The 26,159-nt window shown below is 26.0% G+C and carries 22 protein-coding genes and 1 pseudogene; 9 read left to right on the top strand and 14 right to left on the bottom strand.

The window, feature by feature from the left end; all coding sequences use genetic code 11:
• Positions 1-19: 19 nt before the first annotated feature.
• From recC to prfB, 6 genes and pseudogenes are all read right to left on the bottom strand, one after another.
• On the bottom strand, positions 20-3,478 hold the full coding sequence (recC, locus tag BVAF_RS01325; RefSeq protein WP_269077270.1) for an exodeoxyribonuclease V subunit gamma: 3,459 nt from the start codon (positions 3,476-3,478) through the stop codon (positions 20-22).
• Positions 3,479-3,565: 87 nt separating this feature from the next.
• Entirely contained in the window at positions 3,566-4,453 is an 888-nt protein-coding gene (gene lgt, locus BVAF_RS01320) for a prolipoprotein diacylglyceryl transferase (protein WP_013516591.1), read from the bottom strand.
• A gap of 136 nt (positions 4,454-4,589) precedes the next feature.
• Positions 4,590-5,063 (bottom strand): RNA pyrophosphohydrolase, encoded by a 474-nt coding sequence (rppH, locus tag BVAF_RS01315; RefSeq protein ID WP_013516590.1) that lies wholly within the window; start codon positions 5,061-5,063, stop codon positions 4,590-4,592.
• 236 nt (positions 5,064-5,299) lie between these two features.
• A complete protein-coding gene (gene lysA, locus BVAF_RS01310; RefSeq protein WP_013516589.1) occupies positions 5,300-6,586 on the bottom strand; it encodes a diaminopimelate decarboxylase in 1,287 nt (428 codons plus the stop codon).
• Positions 6,587-6,694: 108 nt separating this feature from the next.
• Positions 6,695-8,242: a lysine--tRNA ligase gene (gene lysS, locus BVAF_RS01305; RefSeq protein WP_013516588.1), complete on the bottom strand. Its 1,548-nt coding sequence runs from the start codon at positions 8,240-8,242 to the stop codon at positions 6,695-6,697.
• Positions 8,242-9,018 (bottom strand): annotated as a pseudogene (gene prfB, locus BVAF_RS01300) (peptide chain release factor 2); the annotation flags it as partial. The pseudogene prfB and the gene lysS, both read right to left, overlap by 1 nt.
• 534 nt (positions 9,019-9,552) lie before the next feature.
• Between prfB and ygfZ the strand changes: the two are divergent.
• On the top strand, positions 9,553-10,548 hold the full coding sequence (gene ygfZ, locus BVAF_RS01295) for a tRNA-modifying protein YgfZ (protein ID WP_013516586.1): 996 nt from the start codon (positions 9,553-9,555) through the stop codon (positions 10,546-10,548).
• Positions 10,549-10,609: 61 nt separating this feature from the next.
• Here the strand turns inward: ygfZ and BVAF_RS01290 are convergent, their stop codons facing one another.
• The 3 genes from BVAF_RS01290 to BVAF_RS01285 are packed head-to-tail and all read right to left on the bottom strand — an operon-like array spanning position 10,610 to position 13,096.
• Positions 10,610-11,530 carry a Rossmann-fold NAD(P)-binding domain-containing protein gene (locus tag BVAF_RS01290; RefSeq protein ID WP_050805257.1) on the bottom strand — a complete coding sequence of 307 codons (921 nt, stop codon included), beginning with the start codon at positions 11,528-11,530 and terminating at the stop codon, positions 10,610-10,612.
• 25 nt (positions 11,531-11,555) lie between these two features.
• Positions 11,556-11,849, bottom strand: a complete 294-nt coding sequence (locus tag BVAF_RS03200; protein WP_050805256.1) for a hypothetical protein — start codon at positions 11,847-11,849, stop codon at positions 11,556-11,558.
• Between the two features lie 56 nt (positions 11,850-11,905).
• A complete protein-coding gene (locus BVAF_RS01285) occupies positions 11,906-13,096 on the bottom strand; it encodes an FAD-dependent monooxygenase (RefSeq protein ID WP_013516584.1) in 1,191 nt (396 codons plus the stop codon).
• Between the two features lie 580 nt (positions 13,097-13,676).
• Here BVAF_RS01285 and zapA point away from each other — a divergent pair.
• Both zapA and BVAF_RS01275 read left to right on the top strand, forming a co-directional pair.
• Positions 13,677-14,021 carry a cell division protein ZapA gene (gene zapA, locus BVAF_RS01280; protein WP_013516583.1) on the top strand — a complete coding sequence of 115 codons (345 nt, stop codon included), beginning with the start codon at positions 13,677-13,679 and terminating at the stop codon, positions 14,019-14,021.
• A gap of 108 nt (positions 14,022-14,129) precedes the next feature.
• Complete coding sequence (locus tag BVAF_RS01275; protein WP_013516582.1) at positions 14,130-14,735, top strand: 5-formyltetrahydrofolate cyclo-ligase; 606 nt, start codon at positions 14,130-14,132, stop codon at positions 14,733-14,735.
• Between the two features lie 129 nt (positions 14,736-14,864).
• Here BVAF_RS01275 and rpiA read toward each other — a convergent pair whose 3' ends face one another.
• From rpiA to speB, 4 genes are all read right to left on the bottom strand, one after another.
• The gene (gene rpiA / locus BVAF_RS01270; RefSeq protein ID WP_013516581.1) at positions 14,865-15,536 is read right to left on the bottom strand and encodes a ribose-5-phosphate isomerase RpiA; all 672 of its coding nucleotides are present in this window, start codon (positions 15,534-15,536) and stop codon (positions 14,865-14,867) included.
• Positions 15,537-15,793: 257 nt separating this feature from the next.
• Positions 15,794-16,870, bottom strand: a complete 1,077-nt coding sequence (gene fbaA, locus BVAF_RS01265; RefSeq protein ID WP_013516580.1) for a class II fructose-bisphosphate aldolase — start codon at positions 16,868-16,870, stop codon at positions 15,794-15,796.
• Positions 16,871-16,992: 122 nt separating this feature from the next.
• Positions 16,993-18,171, bottom strand: coding sequence for a phosphoglycerate kinase (locus tag BVAF_RS01260; RefSeq protein WP_013516579.1), 1,179 nt, complete (start codon positions 18,169-18,171; stop codon positions 16,993-16,995).
• A gap of 425 nt (positions 18,172-18,596) precedes the next feature.
• Positions 18,597-19,511, bottom strand: coding sequence for an agmatinase (gene speB / locus BVAF_RS01255; protein WP_013516578.1), 915 nt, complete (start codon positions 19,509-19,511; stop codon positions 18,597-18,599).
• Between the two features lie 239 nt (positions 19,512-19,750).
• Here speB and metK point away from each other — a divergent pair, with 239 nt between their 5' ends.
• From metK to BVAF_RS01225, 6 genes are all read left to right on the top strand, one after another.
• A complete protein-coding gene (gene metK, locus BVAF_RS01250; RefSeq protein ID WP_013516577.1) occupies positions 19,751-20,908 on the top strand; it encodes a methionine adenosyltransferase in 1,158 nt (385 codons plus the stop codon).
• 337 nt (positions 20,909-21,245) lie between these two features.
• On the top strand, positions 21,246-21,830 hold the full coding sequence (locus BVAF_RS01245) for a YqgE/AlgH family protein (RefSeq protein WP_013516576.1): 585 nt from the start codon (positions 21,246-21,248) through the stop codon (positions 21,828-21,830).
• Entirely contained in the window at positions 21,830-22,270 is a 441-nt protein-coding gene (gene ruvX, locus BVAF_RS01240; protein WP_013516575.1) for a Holliday junction resolvase RuvX, read from the top strand. The genes BVAF_RS01245 and ruvX overlap by 1 nt, the downstream gene beginning before the upstream one ends.
• 87 nt (positions 22,271-22,357) lie before the next feature.
• Positions 22,358-23,071: a YggS family pyridoxal phosphate-dependent enzyme gene (locus BVAF_RS01235; RefSeq protein WP_013516574.1), complete on the top strand. Its 714-nt coding sequence runs from the start codon at positions 22,358-22,360 to the stop codon at positions 23,069-23,071.
• A 195-nt stretch (positions 23,072-23,266) separates the two neighbouring features.
• Entirely contained in the window at positions 23,267-24,355 is a 1,089-nt protein-coding gene (gene mutY, locus BVAF_RS01230) for an A/G-specific adenine glycosylase (RefSeq protein WP_013516573.1), read from the top strand.
• Positions 24,356-24,391: 36 nt separating this feature from the next.
• A complete protein-coding gene (locus tag BVAF_RS01225; protein WP_013516572.1) occupies positions 24,392-24,628 on the top strand; it encodes an oxidative damage protection protein in 237 nt (78 codons plus the stop codon).
• Positions 24,629-24,798: 170 nt separating this feature from the next.
• Here the strand turns inward: BVAF_RS01225 and clpX are convergent, their stop codons facing one another.
• Entirely contained in the window at positions 24,799-26,094 is a 1,296-nt protein-coding gene (clpX, locus tag BVAF_RS01220; RefSeq protein ID WP_013516571.1) for an ATP-dependent Clp protease ATP-binding subunit ClpX, read from the bottom strand.
• Positions 26,095-26,159: the final 65 nt, after the last annotated feature.

Below are 26,159 nucleotides of genomic sequence, written 5' to 3'. Positions count from 1 at the left end.
CTAATTTTATACTCATAAACTATAATATTCTATACCGCATCATATTTAAAAAATAATATTTTGCAGTATCAACGATTATTTGTATATGTTTTTTATTTAAATTAAATGGAATAAGTTTTCGTAAATAAAAATCATGACTTTCTTTCATATCAGAAAAATATTCATTAGTAATAATATTACCTTGCCAAACTTGTATTAATTTTTGACAAGCCTTCTCGTGAGCAGTTTGATTTGAATATATAACTTTATTATTCCAATCAAACATATTATTCATCCACATACCTCCAGACTTATATAATAAAATCAAAGGAGCGTTAATTCCAGAACAATAACCTAAAATTAAAGGCTGTAATAACTCTTTTGCTTTTTTTTGAGTAAAAAAAGGAAAATGCCATATACTATTAATACCAAATAATCGACTATCCCCATTTCCTCCTGAAGCACAATACACTAAATGCTCTAACCACAACAAAAAACAATCTTTCATAGAAAGTTTAGAAGGTTTCCAACGAATCAATCCATTTACTTGGACTGAACTTAATTTACCAGTTAATGTAATATTCGAATATTTTAAACAAATATTTAAAGTAAATATCTTATTGGGTAAATAATACTCTTTAATGTTATTTGCTAAAATGTTCATTTGATTACATTGATTAATCCAATACAATTTACTAAATGATTCACGAGGTAACATTCCAGATGCATAAAGTTCATCATATAATACATCAGTATTTTTTTCACATATTAAATAATTAAGTAATTTTGTATTAATTTTAAACTTATATAATGAATTTACAGAAAAAACTTCATCATTCAATATGCTATTATATTTACATTGATAAAAATATATTTGTAAACGTTTTTGAAACCATACCCGTACCGGGTGTTTATAAAAATTATATAACTCATCTAATAATACTGTAGAAACAGTAATGTATGGCAATGTAGTAATAAAATTAAAATCAATTAATGATTTATCCGAATTTATATTAGTATCAGCAATATGTAACCATTCATAGAAAAAACTAGGTGTTTTAGAATTTAAAGTAAAATTAATCAAATTAAATGGCATGTGACTATGTGTATAAAACAAATATTTTTGCACACGTTTTATATTATATTGTATATCTAAATTTTGGTCTCCAATTAAACAAAAATTTTGAGCAATATATTCTAGAAGTTCGTTAATTAAAATTGATGAATTATTACTAATATTGCTTCTTATTATTGATTCATTGATAAAACTAAAATAAATTCGTGCTTTAGGTAATAAAAACAATAATAAAAACGCATAATAATCATTTTCCTTGCGTATATTATTATCTCCACACCTTAATTTTTTTGCTATTAAATTAAAATCATATATAGACTGAGATCTAGGGTATGCATCAACATTCATACCTATAAGACATAAAATTTTACAAGGGATAAGACATATAGGATTAATATTGCAAAAATTTATAACATTTGGTACAAATCGGTAATATATATTTTTTTTATTTAGCTTATGTATTAATTTATCCCTTAATATAGAGATATGAATAGTATTTGAATATCCCAATTTCATCCCTGATTCTATTATATTAATCCAGTAAGTTTTTAATATTAACAAAGCCTGATTTTCCTCTATATTGAAATCATTACAATAAAAAAAATCATTAATAATTTCTTTAAAATATAACAACCAAGTTTTTAATGTATAAGAATAACTTAAACGATTTCTCCATTTCTGCAATATTTTTAAAAATTCTACTAATCCTGAAATAATATGCACATATTTATCGTTTATACAACCACAATCATATGGAGAGATATTTTCCCATAATCCACTATCTGTACTTTTCATTGCATAACCTAAAAGCATTCTTTTTAATCCAAAATACCAAGTATTTTGATCAGTAATAGGCATATTCAAAGTTTTCATAGTTTCTTCATCTAAACCCCATCTAATACCAGACTTAATTACCCATAAACGTAATAACTCTATTTCTTCGTTATTAATATGAAATTTAGAAGATATAGATGATACTGATAAAAGTGATAAAATCTCCTCCGCAGTAAATCGACTGTTTGATATATCTAATATACTTAAAATACTAGATATGATTGGATGAATACTATTATTATGGTTAGCAGAAATAGAAAATGGTAATTTTCTATTAAATACATTATTAAAAACAGTTTTAATTTCTGCAATATAAAAATCAATATTGGGGGCCATAACTATTATGTCCCCAGGTAATAGATTCGGATCATCAGAAAGCATTAACAATAAATTATCATGCAACACTTCTATTTCTCGTTGAATACTATAACATTCATGAAAAGTAATAGATTGATCTAATAACTTTAAAATATGTTTTTTTTGGCTAAATTTTTTTTCAACTGGAAAAACAAGAGATTTTTTTTCAGGATTTAAATGAATATTTGAAAATTCTAAAATATTTCTTTGTAAAATATGTAATATTGAATCGGTTTGAGGATATTTAAAAGCTTTAATTTCAAATAGTGGATGTAATTGACTTAATGAACATAATGCACCTTTACCAACTTTTCCCCATGAATTTAATAAGGGATGTTCTAATTGTAACATACATATACTATTCTTATCATATTGTTTATGATAATTCATGTCATTATTCTTCGAAAATTCAGATAAAATATCACAGTGACACTGATATGTATTTCGTTCCAACAATAAATCATTATCATATTTATGTTGATACCAATTCCAATTATTTTCGAATGGACTAATAAAACATAAATAAATATCAATATGATAACTTAATAATTTTAATATTTTTAAATATATTAAAGGTATAGACGTAATCCCATAAATAAAAATTCTATTTGGCAATTGATTCCAATTTATCTTTTTAATATTTTTTTCTAAAAAACATACGCATCGATACACAGAATTAAACTTTTGAGATTTGTGTTCTATATTATTTAAAAACATACGCCATATTTCGGCTTGCCAAATTTGATGCTCTTTACCATCTAAATTATCTATGAACTTGTTAGATTGCCACATATTTAACCAATCTGGCCGATATATTAAATATTCTGAAAATAAATTAGCCAACTGCTCAGAAAATTGACTCAATTTTCTCTGATTGATATCAAAATCCAAATATTTTTGAATAATAGAACATTTTTTATTTAAATCGGACGTCATCAAAACTTCCATAAATTTCCAATACATAGAATCATCACAAAAACTATTTATTACTACTTTACTTTTATCAGACAAAAAATCTATCGCAATTTTTTGTATAAAAGCTGTTACATTCATAAATGTTATATTAGCTGCTACGCCAAAATAACTTGTCAACTCTGTTTCTATCCATTGTGCTATAATTTTATTTTCTATTAACATAACTTCAGGTTTTAAAGGATTTGATAATTGATAACGAGACATGATATCCATTACAAATTTCATAAATAATTCTATACAATTAGAACGATAAACCATAAACATAATTTTTATTTAAACAATAATATTAAAAAAGATTTTTATAAAATTCATCATTATATATATATTTTATACATTTTAATTAACTTACATTTTTTTAAATAAAGTTATTTTAGATAATAATTTTTTCTTATACGCACATAATATAATTATTCCTCCAGATACAATCATTGGCAATGATAAAATTTGACCTAAAGTAAAAAAATGATTAATTAATCCTATATGATTATCAGGTTGACGAAAAAATTCTGCAATTAATCTAAACAACCCGTATAAAACTAAAAATAATCCTGATATGCTGCCAACAGGTTTTGGTTTATAAATAAATAGATAGATAAGAATAAATAACACTATGCCTTCTAAAATCATTTCATATAATTGAGAAGGATGTCTAGGTAGAGCTCCATAATAATTAAATAATGGTTCTAACTCTGGATAAGTTTCTAATACTAATAAATCTTGATAAAAAGAATTATAAAATAACATAGCCCAAGGAACATCAAAAGTTACACGCCCCCATAATTCTCCGTTAATAAAATTACCTAATCTCCCTAATCCTAAACCAAATGGCACCGCAGGTACTACAAAATCAGATACTTTTAAAAAAGATTGATTTTTACGATACGAAAACCATTTTATTGATATAATTACTCCCAACAACCCACCATGAAAAGACATTCCACCTTCCCAAATTTTTAAAATCCATAATATATCTTGACAATAAAAAAAAGGCCATTGATAAAATAATGCATATCCGACACGACCTCCTATTATTACTCCTAAAAAATTTAAAAATAATAAATACTCTATATCTTTTCTATCATTAAAAAAAATATTTAAAGGATATCGAGGATGAGTTAATAACCATATAGCAAACAAAAATCCTAAAATATACATCATTCCATACCAATGCAATGAAACTAGTCCTATCTTAAATATAATTGGATTAAAGTTTGGAGTATAAAAATATTGCATATTAATAATTTTACATATATAGCATTATAAACATATATATTTTAACAACTCAAAGATTAAACATTAGTAATATATGAATTTAAAAATACAAACCGATAATAATATATATAAATAACACAAAAAATATTGAAAATAATTAAGATAAAATTAAATTAACAAATTCTTTTATGACTTTTCTGTATACATGTCTCTTAAAAAATACTACTCTCCGTACTGGATACCATAAACTAACCCATTTCCAGGAATCAAATGTGTAACTTTCTCCTTGTTGCATATTAATTTTCGTATCTTTAGATAATAACTTCAACAAAAACCATTTCTGTTTCTGACCAAAGCATAATGGTTTCATTTCCCATCGTATCAATGAAGAAGGCAATTTATAACTTATCCAACGATGAGTGGCAGACAATATACATACATCATAATAATTTAACCCTATCTCTTCAAATAACTCTCTGTACATTGCTTGTACTGGAGTTTCACCAATATCAATCCCTCCTTGCGGAAATTGCCAAGAATGTTGTTTATGTCTTTTTCCCCAAAATACTTGACCCCGAGCATTACATAATACTATTCCTACATTTAATCGATACCCATTACTATCAATCACTATCCCATTACCTCAATTTGTTTAAAATTTAATAATAAACTTTAATTAAAACACTTATCTTAATAAGCCAAAATTAAATCAGAATAATTTTAATTACAGGATAATCCTAAAAAAATAATTTTTATTATACAATATAAATTATAAGCAGACTAATTATTGTCTCAATAATAAACATTAATTCTTAATATTATTTTAATAATTTTATTATTTTATACGAATAAATGTCGTTTTATATTTTAGCGTGGTAACTCTAAAGCAAATAAATCTTCTAACTTTTGTTTTCGTCTAATTTCTCTAATTTTACCATCTTCTAATAAAACCTCTGGTAATAATGGCCGGGTATTATAATTTGAAGACATGGAAGCACCATACGCTCCAGTATCATGGAAAATTAAATAATCTCCAACCTTAACTGAATCAGGTAATTTTCTAGATAAAATTTCTCCATTCGCTCCTTGAGTAAACACATCTCCTGCTTCACATAAAGGCCCTCCCACTACTACATCACTTAATTCTTCACCTAAACAAATATCTTTATCATTACTATTTCTTTCTCCAAAAACTATCGATATATGATGATAACTACCATACATAACAGGACGCATCAAATCATTATATCCAGCATCTATTAGTACAAAACGTCGACTTCCTGTGGTTTTAATGGCTCTAATTTGAGTGACTAATATTCCTGATTCAGCAACAAGAAATCGACCAGGCTCAATTTCTAATTGTATTGAATGCTTTAAATATTTACTAATACTTTTTCTCGCATGATCCCAAATATTAAAATAACGATTTACATTAACAACTTGATCAGTAAATTTATATGGTATTGTTAATCCTCCTCCACATGAAATAACTTTTAAATCTATTTTATATTTTAAAATTTGCTCCACCATTACGGTGGATACTTTAGATAAATGACTATAATGTACTCCAGACCCAATATGCATATGCAATCCAGTTAATTTCAAATTATACCTACGCATATAAAATAAAGCTATAGGAACATCTTCATACCAAATTCCATGCTTACTATTTTCTCCTCCCGTATTAGTCTTATTATTATGTCCGTAACCAAATCCTGGATTAATGCGCATCCACACTTCATGGCCAGGAGAACATGATCCCAATTGAATTATCATATCGATAGAACCTATATTAACAGGAATTTTAAGTTCTAATATTTTTAATAAAGTCTCTTCCTCTAATATGTCTGCAGTAAAAATAATTTCAGACTTTTCTTTACCAAATTTAAAACCAGCTAATAATGCTCGTTCTATTTCTCCTAAAGAAACAGCATCAATTTTAACTCCATTATTATACATCAATTTTAAAATATGAATATTAGAACAAGATTTTTGTGCAAAACGGATAATATCAAATTGTCTCAATTGAGTGATACGATTAATAATAATTGATGAATCATATATCCATACTGGACCTTTATAGGTATGATATAATTTCTTCAGATTATCGTAATTATGAATACGTAATAGTTCATTAATAATATGTGGGGACATAATAATTTCTATATATATTAAATATTAAAATTAAAAACTTGAAATTCATATTTCACTTGTTAAAAATTATAAATGTAACATAAATACCACATATACACGAACGGATCACTATTTTGGACGCAAAGTAGGAAATAAAATCACATCACGAATATTATGTTGATTAGTCAACAACATAACTAACCGATCAATACCTATTCCTATTCCTGAGGTAGGAGGTAAGCCATATTCTAATGCGGTTAAATAATCTTCATCATAACAATGAACAATATCTGTATTATCCGTATTTTTACTATTCATTCTTTTTTCTTGTATTTGTTTTAAAAATCTATCTCTTTGATCGTCTGGATCATTCAATTCTGAAAAGCCATTACCTATTTCAAATCCAGCAATAAATAGTTCAAAACGATCAGCAAGTTTTGAATCATTATCATTGCATCGCGCTAGTGGTGATAATTCTGTTGGATAATGCGTAATAAAAGTTGGTTGAATAATTTTTTTAGTTATTATCTCTTCAAATAAGAGCATATGTAACTTCTCTAAAGACCATTTTTTATTAAATTGAATTTCAAATTTTTTCAAAATATCAACAATAATTGACATATCATTTATATTATTTAATTTTACCTCTGGTAAATAATATATAATAGCTTCTTTTACACTCATTTTTGTAAAAGGTTCTTTAAAATTTAAACAATATTCACCATACTGAATAGTATTACTTTTAAAAATTTGTTCTGCTAATTTTGATAATAACTTTTGAGTAAAAGATATCATATCTTTGTAATCAGAATAAGCTATATACACCTCCATCATAGTAAACTCCGGATTATGATATGGAGATATACTTTCGTTACGAAAATTACGATTTATTTCAAATATTCGTTCAAATCCACCTATTATTAATTTTTTCAAATATAATTCCGGCGCAATACGAAGATACATATGCATTCCTAATTTATTATGGTAAGTAACAAAAGGACGAGCTATAGCACCTCCTGGAATTGTATGCATTATTGGAGTTTCTACCTCTATAAAATCATATTTCTTCATAAATTGACGTATTTTATATATAATCAAAGAACGTTTTTTGAAAATTTTACTAGACTTATCATTCACTATTAAATCTAAATATCTTTGTCGGTATTTTTTTTCTGAATTATTTAACCCATAAAATTTACTTGGCAACGGACGTAAAGATTTAGAAAGCAACATAACATTATAACAACGTATAGATAATTCTCCAGTACGAGTTTTAAATAAAATACCTTGTGCTCCAATTATATCTCCTAAATCTAACTGTTTCAGATGATTGACATATATTTGTTTAGATAACAATGAATTAATAGTAATATATAATTGAATAGAACCCTCTCCATCTTTTAATACAATAAAAGACGCTTTCCCCATAATTCGTCGAGTCATTATACGTCCTGAAATATTAACTTGAATATTAAGCGCAACTAAATCTTCATGGGTTTTATAAGAAAATTCCTTGTGTAATTGAGAAGAAGTATAATTACGCCGAAATTTGTTAGGAAATGCAATCCCTAATTTTCGTATTTTCAACAATTTTTTTTGACGAATTTTTAATTCATCATAATTAATATTTAATTCTTCTCGATTCAAACTTTTTTTTAAATCAATATATTTAGACATTATATAGTGTTATTTAATTGTTTTATACTCATTGTTACAAAATCATCTAAATCACCATTCAACACAGCTTTAACGTTACGTTTTTCTAAACCTGTTCGTAAATCTTTAATACGAGAATCATCCAAAATATAAGATCGTATTTGACTTCCCCATGTAATATCTAATTTTTTATTCTCTCTAATTTTTTTTTCATACTGTTTTTTTTGTAATTCTAAATTATATAATTTTGCTTTAAGTTGTTTAATTGCTTGATTTTTATTTTTATGTTGAGACCGATCACTTTGACACTGAGTCACAACATTAGTTGGAATATGCGTAACCCGTACTGCAGATTCTGTTCTATTAACATGCTGACCTCCAGCTCCAGAAGCTCTATACACATCAACACGTAAATCTTCTGGCCGGATATTAATAGTAATATTGTCATCTAATTCTGGATAAACAAAAATTGAAGCAAAAGACGTATGTCTCCTCCCTCCAGAATCAAAAGGACTTTTACGAACTAATCTATGTACCCCAGATTCTGTTTTTAACCAACCATACGCATAAGGTCCTATAATTTTTATGGTGGCAGATTTTATACCTAAGAACTCTCCTGAAGTTTCTGTAGTTTTTTTTACATAAAAACCTTTCTTGCTATCTAACCATTTTAAATACATACGTAACAACATATTTGCCCAATCTTGAGCTTCTATTCCTCCAGATCCTGATTGAATATCTACATAACAATTACAATTATCATGTTCTTGAAAAAACATTCGATACATCTCCAACTTATCAAATATATATGCTAACAATCAATTATATTAATTTCTTAAATATAAAAATTATCAAACTTTATCAATATAATTAAATTATTTCAATCTATGAACGCCATTAAAAATTTTGTCTATTAATTTCATTCATAATTACAAATCGTTAATTAAAATTTTTTTATATACTAACAAGTTTTAATGCAATTTTTATACCATTTTTCAATAATTTGTTATGATTATGATCAAACAATATTATCTTAAATGCTTATCTTATTTAAAAGATACACAGTTTCTTGTTAAAAAATATCAAAGGTATATCCTTTTATTTTAATCTTCATAAAAAAAGCTTATTGTATATATAAACCAAACAATATATTACCAAAAATAATGGTATGACTTATTATTATGTGATTAATATAAAAATATATTAATATTTATATACACAATAAAAAATAATATTTTATCAAAACCCTGATAATACTAATTTCTAAAAAAAAATGATACTATTATATTCATTGATATGATAATTATCCTTTTTAAATTAATGATACAAAAATGTTACCTAATACTATTTTTATAGAAAAACCAGCAACACCTTCTTTAAATTTACCCTTAACTTTAATATCCTTAAAAAATTGGATACTTATTAAACTGACTGGAAAAGATTCCATACCATATTTACATAACCAATTTACTTGCGATATTAAAAATCTAAACATAAATAAATATACTTTTTCTTCTCATTGTAATGTTCAGGGTAAAATGATTACTAACATGTATGTTTTTTATTTTAATAAATATGAATTAGCATTCATTTGTCCCACAAACGTATATAAAAAACAAATTGAAATTTTAAAAAAGTATTCAATATTTTCTAAGGTAAATATAATCCCAGATTATAATGTTACATTACTCGGAGTAGCAGGATCAAATGCAAAACAATATTTAAGTATATTTTTTAAAACACTACCAAATCAAATTAATACAATAGTACATCATCAAGGCATTAGTGTGCTTTATTTTCATCTACCGAAGGAACGATTTTTATTAATTGTTCATGACAATTCATTATTTTATTCTTTACTAAAAGAAGCACAATTTTTATCTGCTCAATACAACAATCATTCCCAATGGATATCTTTGGACATTGAATCAGGATATCCATATATTGATATTTTAACAAGTGAAATGTTCTTCCCTCAAGCAGCGAATATAGATTTATTAGGGGGAATCAGTTTTAATAAAGGATGTTATCTCGGGCAAGAACTAATCGCACGAATTCAACATTATAAACTTAACAAACAATCATTACATAAATTAACAGGAACTATAGATACAAATAAACATAATCAAATTCCTATTTCAGGAAATTATCTAATGCAAATACAAAATAAAACCTATAAAAAAGTAGGCACTGTATTACAATCTTGTCAAATCAAAGGAAATAAACTATGGATACAAGCAATCTTACTCAAATCGATTCCAAATAATAGTCAATTATATATCCAAATGCCTCAATGTCCTGATTTCATTTTTTTAAAAAAACAGTAATATAATTGTATAAAATTTACAAGATATCAAATTAATATAATAATATCGAAATCAAAATTGATTATTTTTTTCTAAATAAACAATTAGGCACATCATTTAGTCCCATAATATATTTTAATATATATTCATCACTGTTAGGAATGATTTTAGTTAAATAATCAAACGCACATAGCACATATCTTATCCAACCCTTGTCATAACAAGAGTTGGATAAGATATGTGCTATGTGTACAATAAATTTATTTCTACTATGTTTTCTATAATTACTATATAATTGTAAATAAGAATAACACCCAATATCTTTATTAGTTTTCTGTCCTTCTCTTAAATAATTAAATAATAATATTACATCCATAAGTTCTATATTTATATTCCAAAAAACAAAAGGACATGCAACATACGCTGATTGCCCCAACAATATTAATCGATGTTTTATAATATCACATGCATACTGTATCCTTATAGGAAAAACTTGAATCACTTCATCATCTTGACATAAAATTGTTTTACCTAAAACATCATAAAATCTTATCAACTCAACATTAAAAATATGTTGATTCATATTTTTAGTATTTAAATATTTTTTAATCTCATACGAAGACAATATCCAAAAAACATAAGATAAATGCAAATTTTGTAACGGTAAAAAAATTATTATCCCGTGATCATGAACGATACAACGAAAAGTACATTGATGTTCTTTTTTAGTATGAACAAGAGCAGATAATCTATAGTACCTAATATCTTTAAATATTAACGGGATATTTACTCTATTTCTAATATAAGAATTAATTCCATCCGCTGCAATTATTAACTTAGCAGAACATATAAACTCATTATCTAAATTAATTAATACTTCATTATAATTATGAAATATTATTTCAAACGAGTTGGTAAAATAAAAAAAATGAATAGTTTTTAAAGTTTTAGCATAATTTGTCAAAACATCTAATAATTTGACATTATCGATAATGTACCCCAACTCAGGATAACCTAAATAACCAAATTCAAATTTTTTTTTTTAATATACCAATTACATTATCTTTTTCTAAAATTTCTAATTTATATACAGAATTCAAAAGATACGAAATATCTGTATCCCATGCCTGTAAATATTTTAAAATTTTTATACTAATAATATTAAAAAATGATATTTCTTTTACATTGCATGATCTGGTTTGCGAAATATCGATTATTTCGTTCTGTTCTATTATTGCAATACTAAAGTACCTACTCAACCCACAAGCTAAAATTAATCCAGGCAATCCTTTATTGACAATAATCAAATCAAATTTCTTCATTATTCATTATGTATTACAAAAAAATAAATAAACTATCATTAAAATATAGTAAAACATTACATTAAAGACCAAAATAATGCTTTTTTTACAAAAAAATCCTTCAAAAAAGAATTATGTTCAATACAAAATAATCCTAAATTCCGAGCAATAATTAACGGCAAATAATGATTTTCAAATAAATTAATTAACCCATCTGTTGCAGCAATAGTTTTAAATTGATCTAAACGCCTGCGTTTTTGATACGCACTTAATACAGAATAATCTCCAATATCTACATTATCTCTTAAAGCTTGATAAATAATTTCAGATAACACTACAACATCTCGAATTCCAAGATTAAACCCTTGTCCAGCTATAGGATGAAGTTTCTGTGCAGAATTTCCAACTAAAGCTAATCTATAAGCAATATGATTATAAGAATATATTAACCAAAGATTATGAAAATATCGATTTTTTATATGCAAAATTTTACCCAATTTCCATCCAAACATTTTTTGTAATATTTTAGAAAAATTACTGCTTCCATATTTAAAAATTTCTTGATTTCTTTTTTTAAATATACACCAAATCATAAAACTTACATTTCTATTAGACATAGGTAAAAAAACTAAAGGACCAAATGGGGTAAATCTTTCAAACGCTCGACCACAATGAGACACAGCAGTAGTTACTTCAGTAACTACTGCTGTTTGATGATAATTCCACTTAAATTGTTGAATACCATAATAATTGATTAAATTTGACCCAGATCCATCTGCTGCAATTATTAATTTTGAAATTATCTTTTTCCCAGTATTTAAAAAAATAATATTATGAGATTTTTTTCGGATAATATGCTGTATTTTAACAGAACAATATATAGTTACACCAGGTTGCCGATACAAAACATCATATAATTCTCTTCTAATAGGAAACAAAGGCATTATATAACCTAATTCTGATACGTGATAATCTTGAGCATCAATAAAAACTTCGCTAAACTTACTATATTCACTAATCTCTAGTGTATCTACAATAGAAGAATAATGAGATAAAATAGAAGAAATGATATCAATTTTAGATAACTCAAAATACGCTCCTCTAGATAATGCGATCACACCAGGATTGCCTAAAAAGAATTTATCTTTACAGATATCAATAGAATTCTGCTCGATTAATGAAATTTCTAACCTCCCTTGCGTTAATTTAGACAACTTCAATGCCAAAATCAACCCTATCATTCCACCACCACTTATTACAACAGACATAACAAAATATCCAACAATCCAAAAAATTAGATACTTAATAGTATACGAATATGGCTTATCGCATTATTACTTTTAACAAAACTTAATGTCTCTAATTTTTCATTTGTTCTTCATTCAATACATATGTTTATTTATATAATAATCAAAAGTATATATAATATAAAAAATCCAACTACAAAATCCACGTATTATATATTACTTTATATATAAAACAAAAATAAAATACAAATTATTTTATAATAATTTCTAAAAATATTCTAAAGCCTTAAAGAATATACAATCTTAAATTAGTTAGTTATAAATTCCTCCCGGCATTTGTATATATTTAAAAACTAAACTAATCTTATATTTAATACCTTTATTTCTTAATATTAACATACCTAACATGCTAGTTATGAAATTATTCTAAAAAATATACATACGCATAATTTTTTTATACAAAATGTTATATTTACTATATAAATTAAAAAAAATTATGCAACCCAGATAAAAATTATATACAATTATATGATTTAATTAATTTTAAAAGACTAAACAAATGTAAATAAATATAAAAACAGTCACACTTCGGAGTTTAAATATGCCTGAAAAACCAATAGATATTCAAATTTTTGGACGTACACTAAGAATAAACTGCCCACCCCACCAAAAAGATGCTTTAAATAAAGCAGTACAAGATTTAACAAAACGCTTACACGATTTGAAAATTAAAACAAAAGTAACTAATTCTGACCAACTAATATTCATAACTGCTTTAAATATTTGTCACGAATTAGCTCAAGAAAAATTAAAAACAGTTGAATATATATTACACGTTAAAAAATGTTTATTAGAAGTACAACAAACTGTTGAAAAAGCTTTAACAACACACGATAATTTAACAGAACGCTCTAACTTAACTTTAGAATATTCTAAACATACATAACTTTGTTATAAAAAATAACAAACGCATTTTATTACCCAACGTAATATATTAACAAAAACAATAATATTATACTACTATTAAATAATATCTAATCATGAATAAAACACTATGCGCCACGTCACAAATAAAAAAAAAATCCGAAAATATATACGTTCTTTAAGACAATCCTTAACATTTTCAGAGCAATATGTAGCAGCTCAATTAATAACTAATAAAATTATCAATCTACATTATGTAGATCAAGCTAAAAATATAGCAATTTTTATTTCAACCGATGGAGAAGTCTCTACTAATTTACTTATTAAAACTTTATTACTTATGAATAAATCAATATATTTACCAATACTTCCCAATATATATACACAGTCTATTCAATATTTATCATTTGTGAAATACACCTTATCAACCCCCCTTGTTCGCAATCGTTTCAATATATATGAACCCAAATATAACAACAATAATATTCATATTATACCTATGGAATTACTAGACATTTTATTTATTCCACTAGTCGCTTTTGATCAAAACAAAAACAGACTAGGTATGGGTGGTGGATTTTATGATAAAACATTACAACATTGGGAAAAAAAAATAAAAAATTGTATTTGCATTGGACTAGCATATAACTTTCAAAAAATTCCAAATCATTTATTACCTATAGAACAATGGGATATAAAACTATCTAACATAATTACTCCATCTTGTTTATATTAAAATAATCACTCTTGTATGAAAATTAATTAACTTTTTTAATAAAAAAGATACAAAATCATTATATAGCAATTTGTAATCCATAAAAAAATAAAAAATTTAGCTCTTATTTTAAAAATAAGAACAACTAATTTATTTTAAATTATTATTATTTAATACTTTTATTCCATTTTTTGTGCTAATCAATACAACATCTGCTTTCCTGTGAGCAAAAATACCAACACTTACTACTCCAGGAATATTATTAATCCTCTCTTCTAATAAAGAAGCATTAATTATATTCATATTATGTACATCTAAAATACTATTTCCATTATCGGTAACCACACCATAACGATATTCAGGCAATCCACCTAAACGAATTAACTCCTTAGCTACTAAACTACGTGCCATCGGTATAACTTCAACTGGTAGTGGCCCACGCCCTAATATATCTACTTGTTTACTACTATCAATAATACAAATAAATTGTTTTGCAGCAAAAGCAAGAATTTTTTCTTGAGTTAAAGCCCCTCCTCCACCTTTGATCATTTGCATATATTTATCAATCTCATCCGCACTATCAATATATACATCAAGATTATCTATATTATTGAAATTATATATCGGAATCCCCACTTTTTTTAACTGAATTGACGAATTTTTTGAGCTAGATACTACCCCGATTATTTTTTCCTTTATACTGCCTAAAGCATTAATAAAATAAGAAACTGTAGATCCTGTACCTATACCTATAATAGTATTAAATTTAATATATTTTAATGCTGCCCACCCTACTGCTTTTTTCAATTCATCTTGTTTCATATAACTTTTCTTCTATATCTGACAAACATCAAAAATCTACTAATCAAAATTTTATTAATTCTCATGAATATTAAGTCTATACATGATATTGTTATAAACATCATAATATTCCAATTAATTAAATAATTAATCTTATACTCCTAATCGATAACACATCACCCAAAAATCTCTTATTCAAAAGAACTAATTATTAAATTATACACAAACGATAACATATGCTAATTCTACATTCACAATCCTGATTCTATTTTAAATATTCACAAAATATTAGTTGCATTTAATATAAAAAATATCTTTTCTAAATATTTAATCATTGACTTTTGACTTTCTCTTAACCATTCTCTAGGGTCGTAAAATTTTTTATTCGGAAAATTATTATCATGTGGGTTACCTAATTGAGCCTGAAGAAAATTTTTATTTTTTTTATAATATTTCAAAACTCCTTCCCAAGAAGCCCATTGTATATCAGTATCAAAATTAATTTTTACTACTCCATATGTAATTGCTTTTTTAATTTCTTCTGAAGAAGAACCAGACCCCCCATGAAATACTAAATTTAAAAAATTTTTAGATAACCCAAATTTATTAGAAATATATTTTTGAGATTTATCTAAAATTTTAGGATCTAATCGTACATTACCAGGTTGATATACTCCATGAACATTCCCAAACGAAGCAGCTATCATAAATCTAGGACTAATTACATGTAACTTTTCGTAAGCATAAGCTACATCTTCAGGAGTGGTATATAAACAAGACTGATCCAAACAATCGTTATTAATTCCATCTTCCTCTCCTCCAGTGCAACCTAACTCTATTTCTAAGATCATATTTAATTTAGCCATCCGACTTAAATATTGTGAACTAATTTCTATATTTTCTTCCAAAGATTCTGCAGATAAGTCAATCATATGCGAAGAAAATAATGGATTTCCAGTAGAAGCAAAATGTTTTTCACTAAAATCTAATAAAGCATCAATCCAAGGTAAAAATTTTTTCGGGCAATGATCAGTATGCAAAATAACTGGGATACCATAATGAATAGATATATGATGTACATACAAGCCCCCTGCAATTGCCCCTAAAATTGATGCTGAATAATTCTCATTATCTAATCCATATCCTGCCATAAAAGCTGATCCTTTATTAGAAAATTGCAAAATAATTGGAGATTTCATGTTAGAAGCAGCTTCTAAAGCAGCATTAATTGAATCTATCCCTATACAGTTTACCGCAGGTAATGCAAAATTATTTTTCTTTGCTAAAGAAAATAATTTTTGTATATCATTCCCAAAAATTACACCAGGTTTTATAAATTTAAAAATACCAGTCATTTACATGTCACTTCTATATGATTAAATTAAATAACTCATGTTTATAACATAACGTTATAATATATTCAGCTATGTAAAACACTTATTTTAAATTTATTCATTTTTAATACTATTTTTTGTGATCATATTATGTTTCTAATTCTTTGGTGATCTTCTAAAGCCTGTATAGACGGAAGAATTTTACCTTCGATAAATTCTAAAAAAGCTCCTCCTCCCGTAGAAATGTAAGATATTTGATTAGATATACCAAATAAATCAACAGCCATCAAAGTATCACCACCTCCTACAATAGAAAAAGCATTACTCGCAGCAATAGATCGAGATACCATTTCTGTGCCTTTTCTAAAACTTGGAAACTCAAATACTCCAAGAGGTCCATTCCATAATATGGTTTTAGCGCAATCTAAAATCTGCAATATTCGATCAATAGAATTATCACCTAAATCTAGAATTTGTTCATCATCTTTAATATCAATTACATTTTTCATAATAGATTGAGCAGTTTCAGAAAATTCAGAACTTACTCTAACATCAGTAAGAATAGGAATATCACAATTCTTCAAAAGATTTCTAGCTGTAGGTATAAGTTCAGTTTCATATAAAGATTTCCCTACTTTTTTACCTAAAGCAGCCAAAAAAGTATTTGCAATACCTCCTCCAACAATAAGATAATCTGCTATTTTTGATAAAGATTCTAATACAGTTAATTTAGTAGATACTTTAGATCCTCCAACTACAGCAACCATGGGTCTAACAGGATTAGATAAAGCTTGGTGTAAAGCCTTTAATTCTTGCTCTAATAACAAACCAGAACAAGCTACTTTAACAAATTTACTAATACTATGTGTAGATGCTTGCATACGATGAGCACTACCAAAAGCATCCATTACAAATACATCACATAATGCAGCATATTTTTTCGATAATACTTCATCGTCTTTTTTTTCTCCCTTATTAAACCTCACATTCTCTAAAATTAATAATTCATCTGAAACCCACTGAATTCCATCTAAATAGTCTTTAACTAATCGTACTCCTCTAATTTGATCACTTAAATAATATTTTAAATAATCCACTACAGGTTGTAAGGAAAAATTCGGATCATATTCACCTTCTACAGGCCTACCTAAATGAGAAGTTACCATGACTCGTTTACTTTTAGATAAGGCTAATTGAATTGTTGGTAACGACGCATGAATCCTTCTATTAGAAGTAATAACTCCATTTTTAACAGGTACATTTAAATCCGAACGAATTAATATTTGTTTATCAAATAAATCCAAATCATTTATTGAAATCATAACTATGATTGACCTCTTTACATTACAATATATATCTATATATAAATTATTTTTTATTAATACTTAATTTAATTAATACTTCACTTACACTATAATCATGAAAATTTCATACAGTTCTAATACAATATTTATAAAATAATTATACTACTAAGTACAACCACTGCACATTTAAGTGCTATAATGCCTAATATATATACTATCTTTTTTATTTATTAATACATTATATAAATGCGCGCAAATAAATTTTTTTATGCTTATTAGTATTCTATACAACAACCTTAAAACTACACTTCTATCTATACATTATTATTGATTGACAAAAAATTAATTCTATTTAAAATATATAATTTAAAATTCAATATGTAATATTATGCACGATTACCCCCATCAATATTAGTCAATAATAACTATATATATGCATCGACTCAGCAAATAACAGCCTGTGTATATAACATTTCTAAACCTAACGTAGCCGCAGTTAATGCAGTAATTTGAGAGCAATCATATTCAGGGGATACTTCTACTATATCCATCCCAATAATATTTATTTTTTTTAAACTGCGTATTAATTTTAAAACACACGATGAAGTTAATCCTCCAATTACAGGAGTGCCAGTTCCAGGTGCTATTGATGGATCTAAACAATCTATATCAAAAGTCAAATATACTGGCGCATTTTGAATAACCGATATTATTTTATTAACTATAATACTAGTATCCACTGAATTAACAAATTCTGAATCTAATATTGTAAAACCAAATTTTGTATCATATTCAGTCCGAATTCCAATTTGAATTGATAAATTAGGATTAATCAATCCTTCATTTAATGCATATAACATAACAGCTCCGTGATCATACTGACTACAATTACTATAACAATCTGTATGAGCATCAAAATGAATAATAGCTATTTTTCCAAAAATTTTTGAGTAAGCACGTAAAGCAGGTAATGTGATATAATGGTCCCCTCCTAATAAAAAAACCTTCTTTCTAGAATTTAATAAATGTTCAATATGTATTTGTAAATTATCCGTAAAATTTTGAATACTACCTATTTTATATACTAAATCACCACAATCAATAATTTTTAATTTTTCTCGTATATTAAAATTCCAAGGCCACCGACACTGTTCCCAAACTAGATTTATAGACGCTTGCCTAATGGCAGTTGGACCAAATCTACTTCCCGGCCTTCCAGAAGTAGCCATATCAAAAGGTACTCCAGTAATTACCCAATCACTACATTGGGTATATGGATCGAATTCTAAAGGTAATCTTAAAAATCCAAACGCATTTGAAAATAAAGAATGATCATTATTACAACTAAAATTGTTCATATGTTTTTTGACTATTCAAATAAATAATGAGACAAATTAACATTATACTTAAAATAACTAATTTTCTAATATTTTTAGACAATACATCTTAATTCTAAGATATCATATTATATAATTCTTAATATATATTATACACAACATATGGTATGATAGTTATCAATTATTATTTTTATAATTTTATAAATAAAATATTTTGCACAATAACTACTTTCATTAACTAATTTATATATACACTCAAAATGAATCAATATTTTTTTACATCAGAATCCGTATCACCAGGACACCCAGATAAAATTGCCGATCAAATATCTGATGCAATATTAGATTCCATTTTAACACAAGACTCTAACGCTCATGTTGCATGTGAAACTTACGTTAAAACAAACATAGTAGTAATAGGGGGAGAAATCACCACAACAGCCTCAATTAATATAGAAGAGATTATTAAAACCACTATTCGAGAAATCGGATATGTTAATTTAGATATGGGACTAGATGCAAATTCATGCTCAATCTTCAGTATAATTAACCAACAATCGCCAGAAATTAAAAATAGCATAAATTTAAATAATAATAAAATCAAACAAGGAGCAGGAGATCAAGGGTCGATTTTTGGATACGCAACAAATGAAACTGACGTGTTAATGCCAGCCCCCATTACCTATGCTCATCGTTTAATAAATAGACAATCAATAGTACGAAAAAATAAAACTTTACCTTGGCTAGGATTAGATGCAAAAAGCCAAATAACGTTTTCTTATAACAATAATAAAATAATAGGAATTACTGCAGTTGTGTTATCTACACAACATCATCATGATGTTAAATTAATAGATTTAAAAGAAGCAGTTATGGAAGAAATTATTAAACCAGTATTACCAAAAAAATGGATATCTAAACACACTAAATTTTTTATTAATCCTGGTGGTAATTTTACAATAGGAGGGCCAATAATTGACTGCGGTTTAACTGGAAGAAAAATAATTGTAGATACATATGGAGGTATGGCCAGACATGGAGGCGGATCTTTTTCTGGAAAAGATCCATCTAAAGTAGATCGTTCTGCTGCTTATGCAGCACGATATGTAGCAAAAAATATCGTAGCTTCAGGATTAGCAGAGCGCTGTGAACTACAAATATCTTATGCTATTGGAGTAGAAAATCCAATAGCTATTAATATCGAAACTTTTGGAACAGAAAAAGTTTTACATTCAACTTTAATAACACTAATAAATGATTTATTTGATTTTAGTCCTTATGGGATAATTACTATGTTAAATTTATTACAACCAATTTATAAAGATACAGCTGTGTATGGACATTTTGGACGAGAAAAATTCCCTTGGGAAAAAACCGATAAAACAAATATTTTAAAAGACGCAAGCGGAATCAAATAAAAATTATTTGAATTAGTATACAATAAAATACAATTATCTTATAACATTAATTACCTATTAATACACAATAAATTTATAAATTACCATAAATATAATTATAAATTAAAAAATAATAATAATTAAACCTCTCTGTAATAATAAAAATATATAATTAATCAAAATTAAAAGTTGATGAAATATTACAATGACATTATACTCCAAGAAATAGGTAATTATTTATTAAATATTAAAATGAAATATTAAATAAACGTGATCATTTTTCATTATACCGTCATTTATATTTTTAAATATATTTATTTTAAATACTATATTGATTATTCAATATAAATTGCAATCTATGTTAGATAATAAAATTACAAACTTACAAAATTATTTTTTAGTAGCAATGCCAACTCTGAAGGATCCTTTATTTAAAAAATCCGTCATATACATTTGTGAACATAATAATACTGGAGCTATGGGAATAGTCATTAATAAACCACTTGGAAAGTGTACGATAGAAACCATATTAAATAAATTAAAAATAACTTCTACACAAAGAGATCCGTCAATCCAACTAAACCATCCAATATTTTTAGGTGGTCCACTATTAGATGATCGAGGATTTATTTTACATACACCAAAATTAGGATTTAATTCTAGCATAAATATCTCTGAAAAAGCTATGATTACTACATCTAAGGATATTCTAGAAACTTTAGGAACACCTGATCAACCAGAAAACATTTTAGTTGCATTAGGTTATTCTGGTTGGGGAAAAGGACAATTAGAACAAGAATTAATAGAAAATTCTTGGATTACTGTGCCAGCTAATGAAACTATTTTATTCCATACTCCCATTATAAATCGTTGGAATGATGCAGCCAAAATATTAGGTATCAATATGCACAATATTATTGCGCATCAAACAGGGCATGCCTAATGTCTAATATAGAAATAATTATGGCATTTGACTTTGGAACAAAAAATATTGGAGTTGCTGTAGGTCAAAAATTAACTTGTACAACTACATCTCTTAACGTACTACACTCAATCGCCGGAACTCCAGATTGGAAAAATATTGAACTTATGTATAATGAATGGAAACCTAAAACATTAATAGTAGGTTTACCTTTGCAAATAGACGGCAGTGAACAATATATTACTATTTTATCAAAAAAATTCGCAATTCAATTAAAAAACAAATTTAATACTACTGTAGAAATGTATGATGAACGTTTTACAACTCTGGAAGCTCGCTCTAATTTTTATAACCAATATTGTTCCAAATTTTCAGAAAAAATAAAAAAAAACAAAATAGACTCGATAGCCGCTGAAATAATTTTAAAAAGCTGGTTAAATACCAACTATAAACTGATATAGCTTTAGTATAAATAAATACACAAATACTACAAACAATTAAATACATAGTTTCATTTAAAATACACAACAATTATTTCAATTTAAAAAATGATTTTCATACAAAAACAACTCAATCATATACATAATCAAATACATATTGCTGCTCACAATGTAAACCGAAATCCACAGAATATTCAACTAATTGCAGTCACCAAAAATCAATCAATTAACACTATTAAAAAATCTATATTTTATGGACAACGTAATTTTGGAGAAAATTATGTACAAGAAGCCCTAAAAAAAATATGTTGGTTTCGCACACATATCCCAGATAAAATCTCCTGGCATTTTATTGGATCAATTCAATCTAATAAAATCCGAATAATTGCTGAAAATTTTGATTGGTGTCATACTATAAGCAATGAAAAATCGATATATCATTTAAATAAACATAGACCAAAAAAATTAAGTCAACTCAATACATTGATACAAATCAACATTAGTGGTAATCATAATAAATCAGGAATAATTACAATAGAACAAATGCTCAAATTAGCAACCACAATTTATCAATGCTCAAAACTAAAATTGAGGGGAATAATGTCCATGTCTATTCCAAAATCAGAATTTAAACAACAAATGATTCAATTTAAAAAAGTGTACACTTTTTTTAAAAGACTACAAAATATCTGTCCACATGTAGATACGTTATCATTAGGCATGAGTAATGACATACTTCCTGCCATCTACTCAGGAAGTAATTTGCTAAGAATTGGTACTTCTATTTTTGAAACTAAATCTAACAAGCATGATAATACTTAATCAACAACAATATTATTTTTATAAAAATTGTTAATTCATATGCATACAAAATAAAAATGAATATAATTTATTCACTAATTACATCATAAATGTCATTGATTCTAAAATCTAATTAAATTCATTTTTGAAATGATTGAAATCATATCAAATAATATGTATATATTATTACAATAAATTTTTACTTTAAAAAAAATCATGACATATATAGCGCAAAACAATTCTGTTTTTTCAAAAAGAATATTACTCTGGCATTATAATACTAAAATATCCTATTTACCTTGGCAATTAAATAAAACTATATATAAAATATGGATATCTGAAATTATGTTACAACAAACACAAGTTATTACTGTGATTCCATATTTTGAAAAATTCATCAACACATTCCCAACAATTTCTAAATTAGCAAAAGCAGATTCTAATTCCATATTATATATATGGAGTGGATTAGGATATTATAAACGAGCAATTAATGTGCACAAAACCGCTCAAATTATCATGAGCCAATATAACGGAGAATTTCCTCAAAATTTCAGTACGATTTTATCTTTACCAGGAATCGGAAAATCTACTGCTGGAGCTATATTATCTTTAGCTTTAAATAAACGATATCCTATTCTTGATGGAAATATAAAACGCATACTCATGAGATACTATGCTTTGGAATATCACAAAAACATTAGCCAATCTAAAAAAGATGCAAATTTATGGCATTTAATAAGCATGTTAATGCCATTTAATGAAGATGTTTCACACTTTAATCAAGCTATGATGAACTTAGGTCGATTAATATGTACTTATAAAAATCCGAAATGCAGCATATGTCCTCTTAACGATAATTGTCAATCTTTTTTAAAAAATAAAATTCATTCTTATCAACAAGATAAAAAACAAATTACAAAAAAACACAAAAAAAATATTTGGTGGATAGTGTTATTATTAAAAAATACTTATATAGTACGTCTAATAAAACGATCTAAATCAAATATATGGAATAAATTGTTTTGTTTTCCAGAATTTTATAATATTGACGAATTAAATGAATGGTTATATAAATATAATCTTCATAACACTGCATGTAATAGTATGGATATTTTACAACATCATATCAGTAATATAAAATTACAAATTCAACCGATATTAATTGACATTAATAAAATAATAACATTTAATAAAGAAGAAGGCATTTGGTACAATATATATAAACCTGTAACAGTTGGTTTACCTAAACCTGTCACTATAATTTTAAAAAAATTAATAAAAGATAAAACAAATTTACAATAAATAATTACAAAAATATATGCGTTTATTCAAACAAAAATGACTAGAACTATTTATTGCGTATTTTTAAAAAAATATTCCGTAGGATTAGACTCGTTTTATTTTCCAGGCGAGTTGGGAAAAAGAATCTATGATAATATTTCTAAAGAAGCATGGAAACAATGGCAAGACCAACAAACAATTTTAATAAATGAAAATAAATTAAATATGTTATATGCAAAGGATCGACTTTTCTTAATACAAAAAATGAAAGAATTTTTATTCACAAAATCTTAATATACACGACACATCTCAACTGAAAAAATAAAAATTATCCACCATTCAATATGGTGGGGGGTCATCTTCTTTTTATATAATAATATTAAACTTTAATATCAATAGGATGATCCCTCCTGATTCATCCACAATATTGCTTTTCACTACCTTCCCAAATTTTCATTGATTAATTATTCATAATACAGTAATACTGGCTTCGATTGTCCAGTCACTACCTGAGAATTAATCACTACTTTCCTTACTTTATTTTGAGATGGTAAATTATACATCGTATCTAATAATATATTTTCCAAAATTGTTCTCAGACCTCGAGCTCCAGATTGTTTATTAATTGCATATTTAGCTATAGCGTTTAACGAAGCCTCAGAAAATTCTAATTCTATTTTATCTAAATTAAATAAAGTTTTATACTGTTTTATTAAAGCATTTTTTGGATCTGTTAAAATTTTAATTAACTCATATTCTTTTAATTCATCCAAAACGGAAATTATAGGGAATCTCCCTATAAATTCTGGTATTAATCCAAATTTGATTAAATCTTCAGGTTCAACTTTATCAAGTAATGCATACTCAAAATCTTTATTTACTTTCATTCTTGGAAACGTGTGAAATCCAATAGTACGTTTTTCAGATATCCGTTGTTCAATAATTTTATTTAAACCAAAAAAAGATCCCCCGCAAATAAATAAAATATTAGTAGTATCTAGCTTAATAAACTCTTGCTGGGGATGTTTTCTACCCCCCTTAGGAGGAATAGAAGCTATAGTTCCCTCAATTAATTTCAATAAAGCTTGTTGAACTCCTTCTCCAGATACATCTCTAGTTATAGAAATATTTTCCGATTTTTTAGCAATTTTATCTATTTCATCAATATAAATAATACCCCGCTGAGCTTTGTTTATATTGTAATCACATCTATGTAATAATTTTTGAATTACATTTTCTACATCTTCACCAACATACCCAGCTTCAGTCAGTGTAGTGGCATCAGATATAGCAAATGGTACCTCAAGAAATCTAGCTAATGTTTCTGCTAACAAAGTTTTACCACTACCTGTAGGCCCGACTAACAAAATATTACTTTTAAATAATTCTATATCACCACCATAATTATCGTTTATTTTATTAGCATTCTTATCAAACTTCTGATTTTGATATTTTAATCGTTTATAATGATTATATATTGCTACTGATAATATTTTTTTAGCACATTCTTGACCAATAATATAACTATCTAAATAATTACCTATATCACGAGGAGTAAAAAATTTTTCTATATTCTCATTATGTACCACAACTGAATTACTCTGTAATTCTCGACTAATAATATTGTTGCATAAATCAATACATGTATTACAAATTGACGCTGATACTCCACTAATTAACCTCAACACTTGTAATTGATTTTTTCCACAAAATGAACAATATAATGCCTCTTTTGAATGATGATCATGATTATCATGCATAATTTTTTAATTACCTATATTAAAATTGTAAAACTATAAATTATATAAATCAACAATTATTATTC

Origin of the sequence: Candidatus Blochmanniella vafra str. BVAF (genome assembly GCF_000185985.2) — a bacterium.
In the GTDB taxonomy this organism is placed as follows: Bacteria; Pseudomonadota; Gammaproteobacteria; order Enterobacterales; family Enterobacteriaceae; genus Blochmanniella; species Blochmanniella vafra.
The sequence above is the reverse complement of the archived record's forward strand: the minus strand, read 5'-3'. Positions and strand labels throughout refer to the sequence as shown.

What these genes read in the sequence shown, in the direction of transcription:
- ygfZ (WP_013516586.1), top strand. Translation starts at nt 9,553, where the DNA reads ATGTTACCTAATACTATTTTTATAGAAAAACCAGCAACACCTTCTTTA.
- BVAF_RS01225 (WP_013516572.1), top strand. Translation starts at nt 24,392, where the DNA reads ATGACTAGAACTATTTATTGCGTATTTTTAAAAAAATATTCCGTAGGA.
- clpX (WP_013516571.1), bottom strand. Translation starts at nt 26,094, where the DNA reads ATGCATGATAATCATGATCATCATTCAAAAGAGGCATTATATTGTTCA.
- lysS (WP_013516588.1), bottom strand. Translation starts at nt 8,242, where the DNA reads ATGTCTAAATATATTGATTTAAAAAAAAGTTTGAATCGAGAAGAATTA.
- rpiA (WP_013516581.1), bottom strand. Translation starts at nt 15,536, where the DNA reads ATGAAACAAGATGAATTGAAAAAAGCAGTAGGGTGGGCAGCATTAAAA.
- lysA (WP_013516589.1), bottom strand. Translation starts at nt 6,586, where the DNA reads ATGTCCCCACATATTATTAATGAACTATTACGTATTCATAATTACGAT.
- mutY (WP_013516573.1), top strand. Translation starts at nt 23,267, where the DNA reads ATGACATATATAGCGCAAAACAATTCTGTTTTTTCAAAAAGAATATTA.
- BVAF_RS03200 (WP_050805256.1), bottom strand. Translation starts at nt 11,849, where the DNA reads ATGAAGAAATTTGATTTGATTATTGTCAATAAAGGATTGCCTGGATTA.
- ruvX (WP_013516575.1), top strand. Translation starts at nt 21,830, where the DNA reads ATGTCTAATATAGAAATAATTATGGCATTTGACTTTGGAACAAAAAAT.
- speB (WP_013516578.1), bottom strand. Translation starts at nt 19,511, where the DNA reads ATGAACAATTTTAGTTGTAATAATGATCATTCTTTATTTTCAAATGCG.
- BVAF_RS01260 (WP_013516579.1), bottom strand. Translation starts at nt 18,171, where the DNA reads ATGATTTCAATAAATGATTTGGATTTATTTGATAAACAAATATTAATT.
- fbaA (WP_013516580.1), bottom strand. Translation starts at nt 16,870, where the DNA reads ATGACTGGTATTTTTAAATTTATAAAACCTGGTGTAATTTTTGGGAAT.
- BVAF_RS01285 (WP_013516584.1), bottom strand. Translation starts at nt 13,096, where the DNA reads ATGTCTGTTGTAATAAGTGGTGGTGGAATGATAGGGTTGATTTTGGCA.
- metK (WP_013516577.1), top strand. Translation starts at nt 19,751, where the DNA reads ATGAATCAATATTTTTTTACATCAGAATCCGTATCACCAGGACACCCA.
- lgt (WP_013516591.1), bottom strand. Translation starts at nt 4,453, where the DNA reads ATGCAATATTTTTATACTCCAAACTTTAATCCAATTATATTTAAGATA.
- recC (WP_269077270.1), bottom strand. Translation starts at nt 3,478, where the DNA reads ATGGTTTATCGTTCTAATTGTATAGAATTATTTATGAAATTTGTAATG.
- BVAF_RS01235 (WP_013516574.1), top strand. Translation starts at nt 22,358, where the DNA reads ATGATTTTCATACAAAAACAACTCAATCATATACATAATCAAATACAT.
- zapA (WP_013516583.1), top strand. Translation starts at nt 13,677, where the DNA reads ATGCCTGAAAAACCAATAGATATTCAAATTTTTGGACGTACACTAAGA.
- BVAF_RS01275 (WP_013516582.1), top strand. Translation starts at nt 14,130, where the DNA reads ATGCGCCACGTCACAAATAAAAAAAAAATCCGAAAATATATACGTTCT.
- BVAF_RS01245 (WP_013516576.1), top strand. Translation starts at nt 21,246, where the DNA reads ATGTTAGATAATAAAATTACAAACTTACAAAATTATTTTTTAGTAGCA.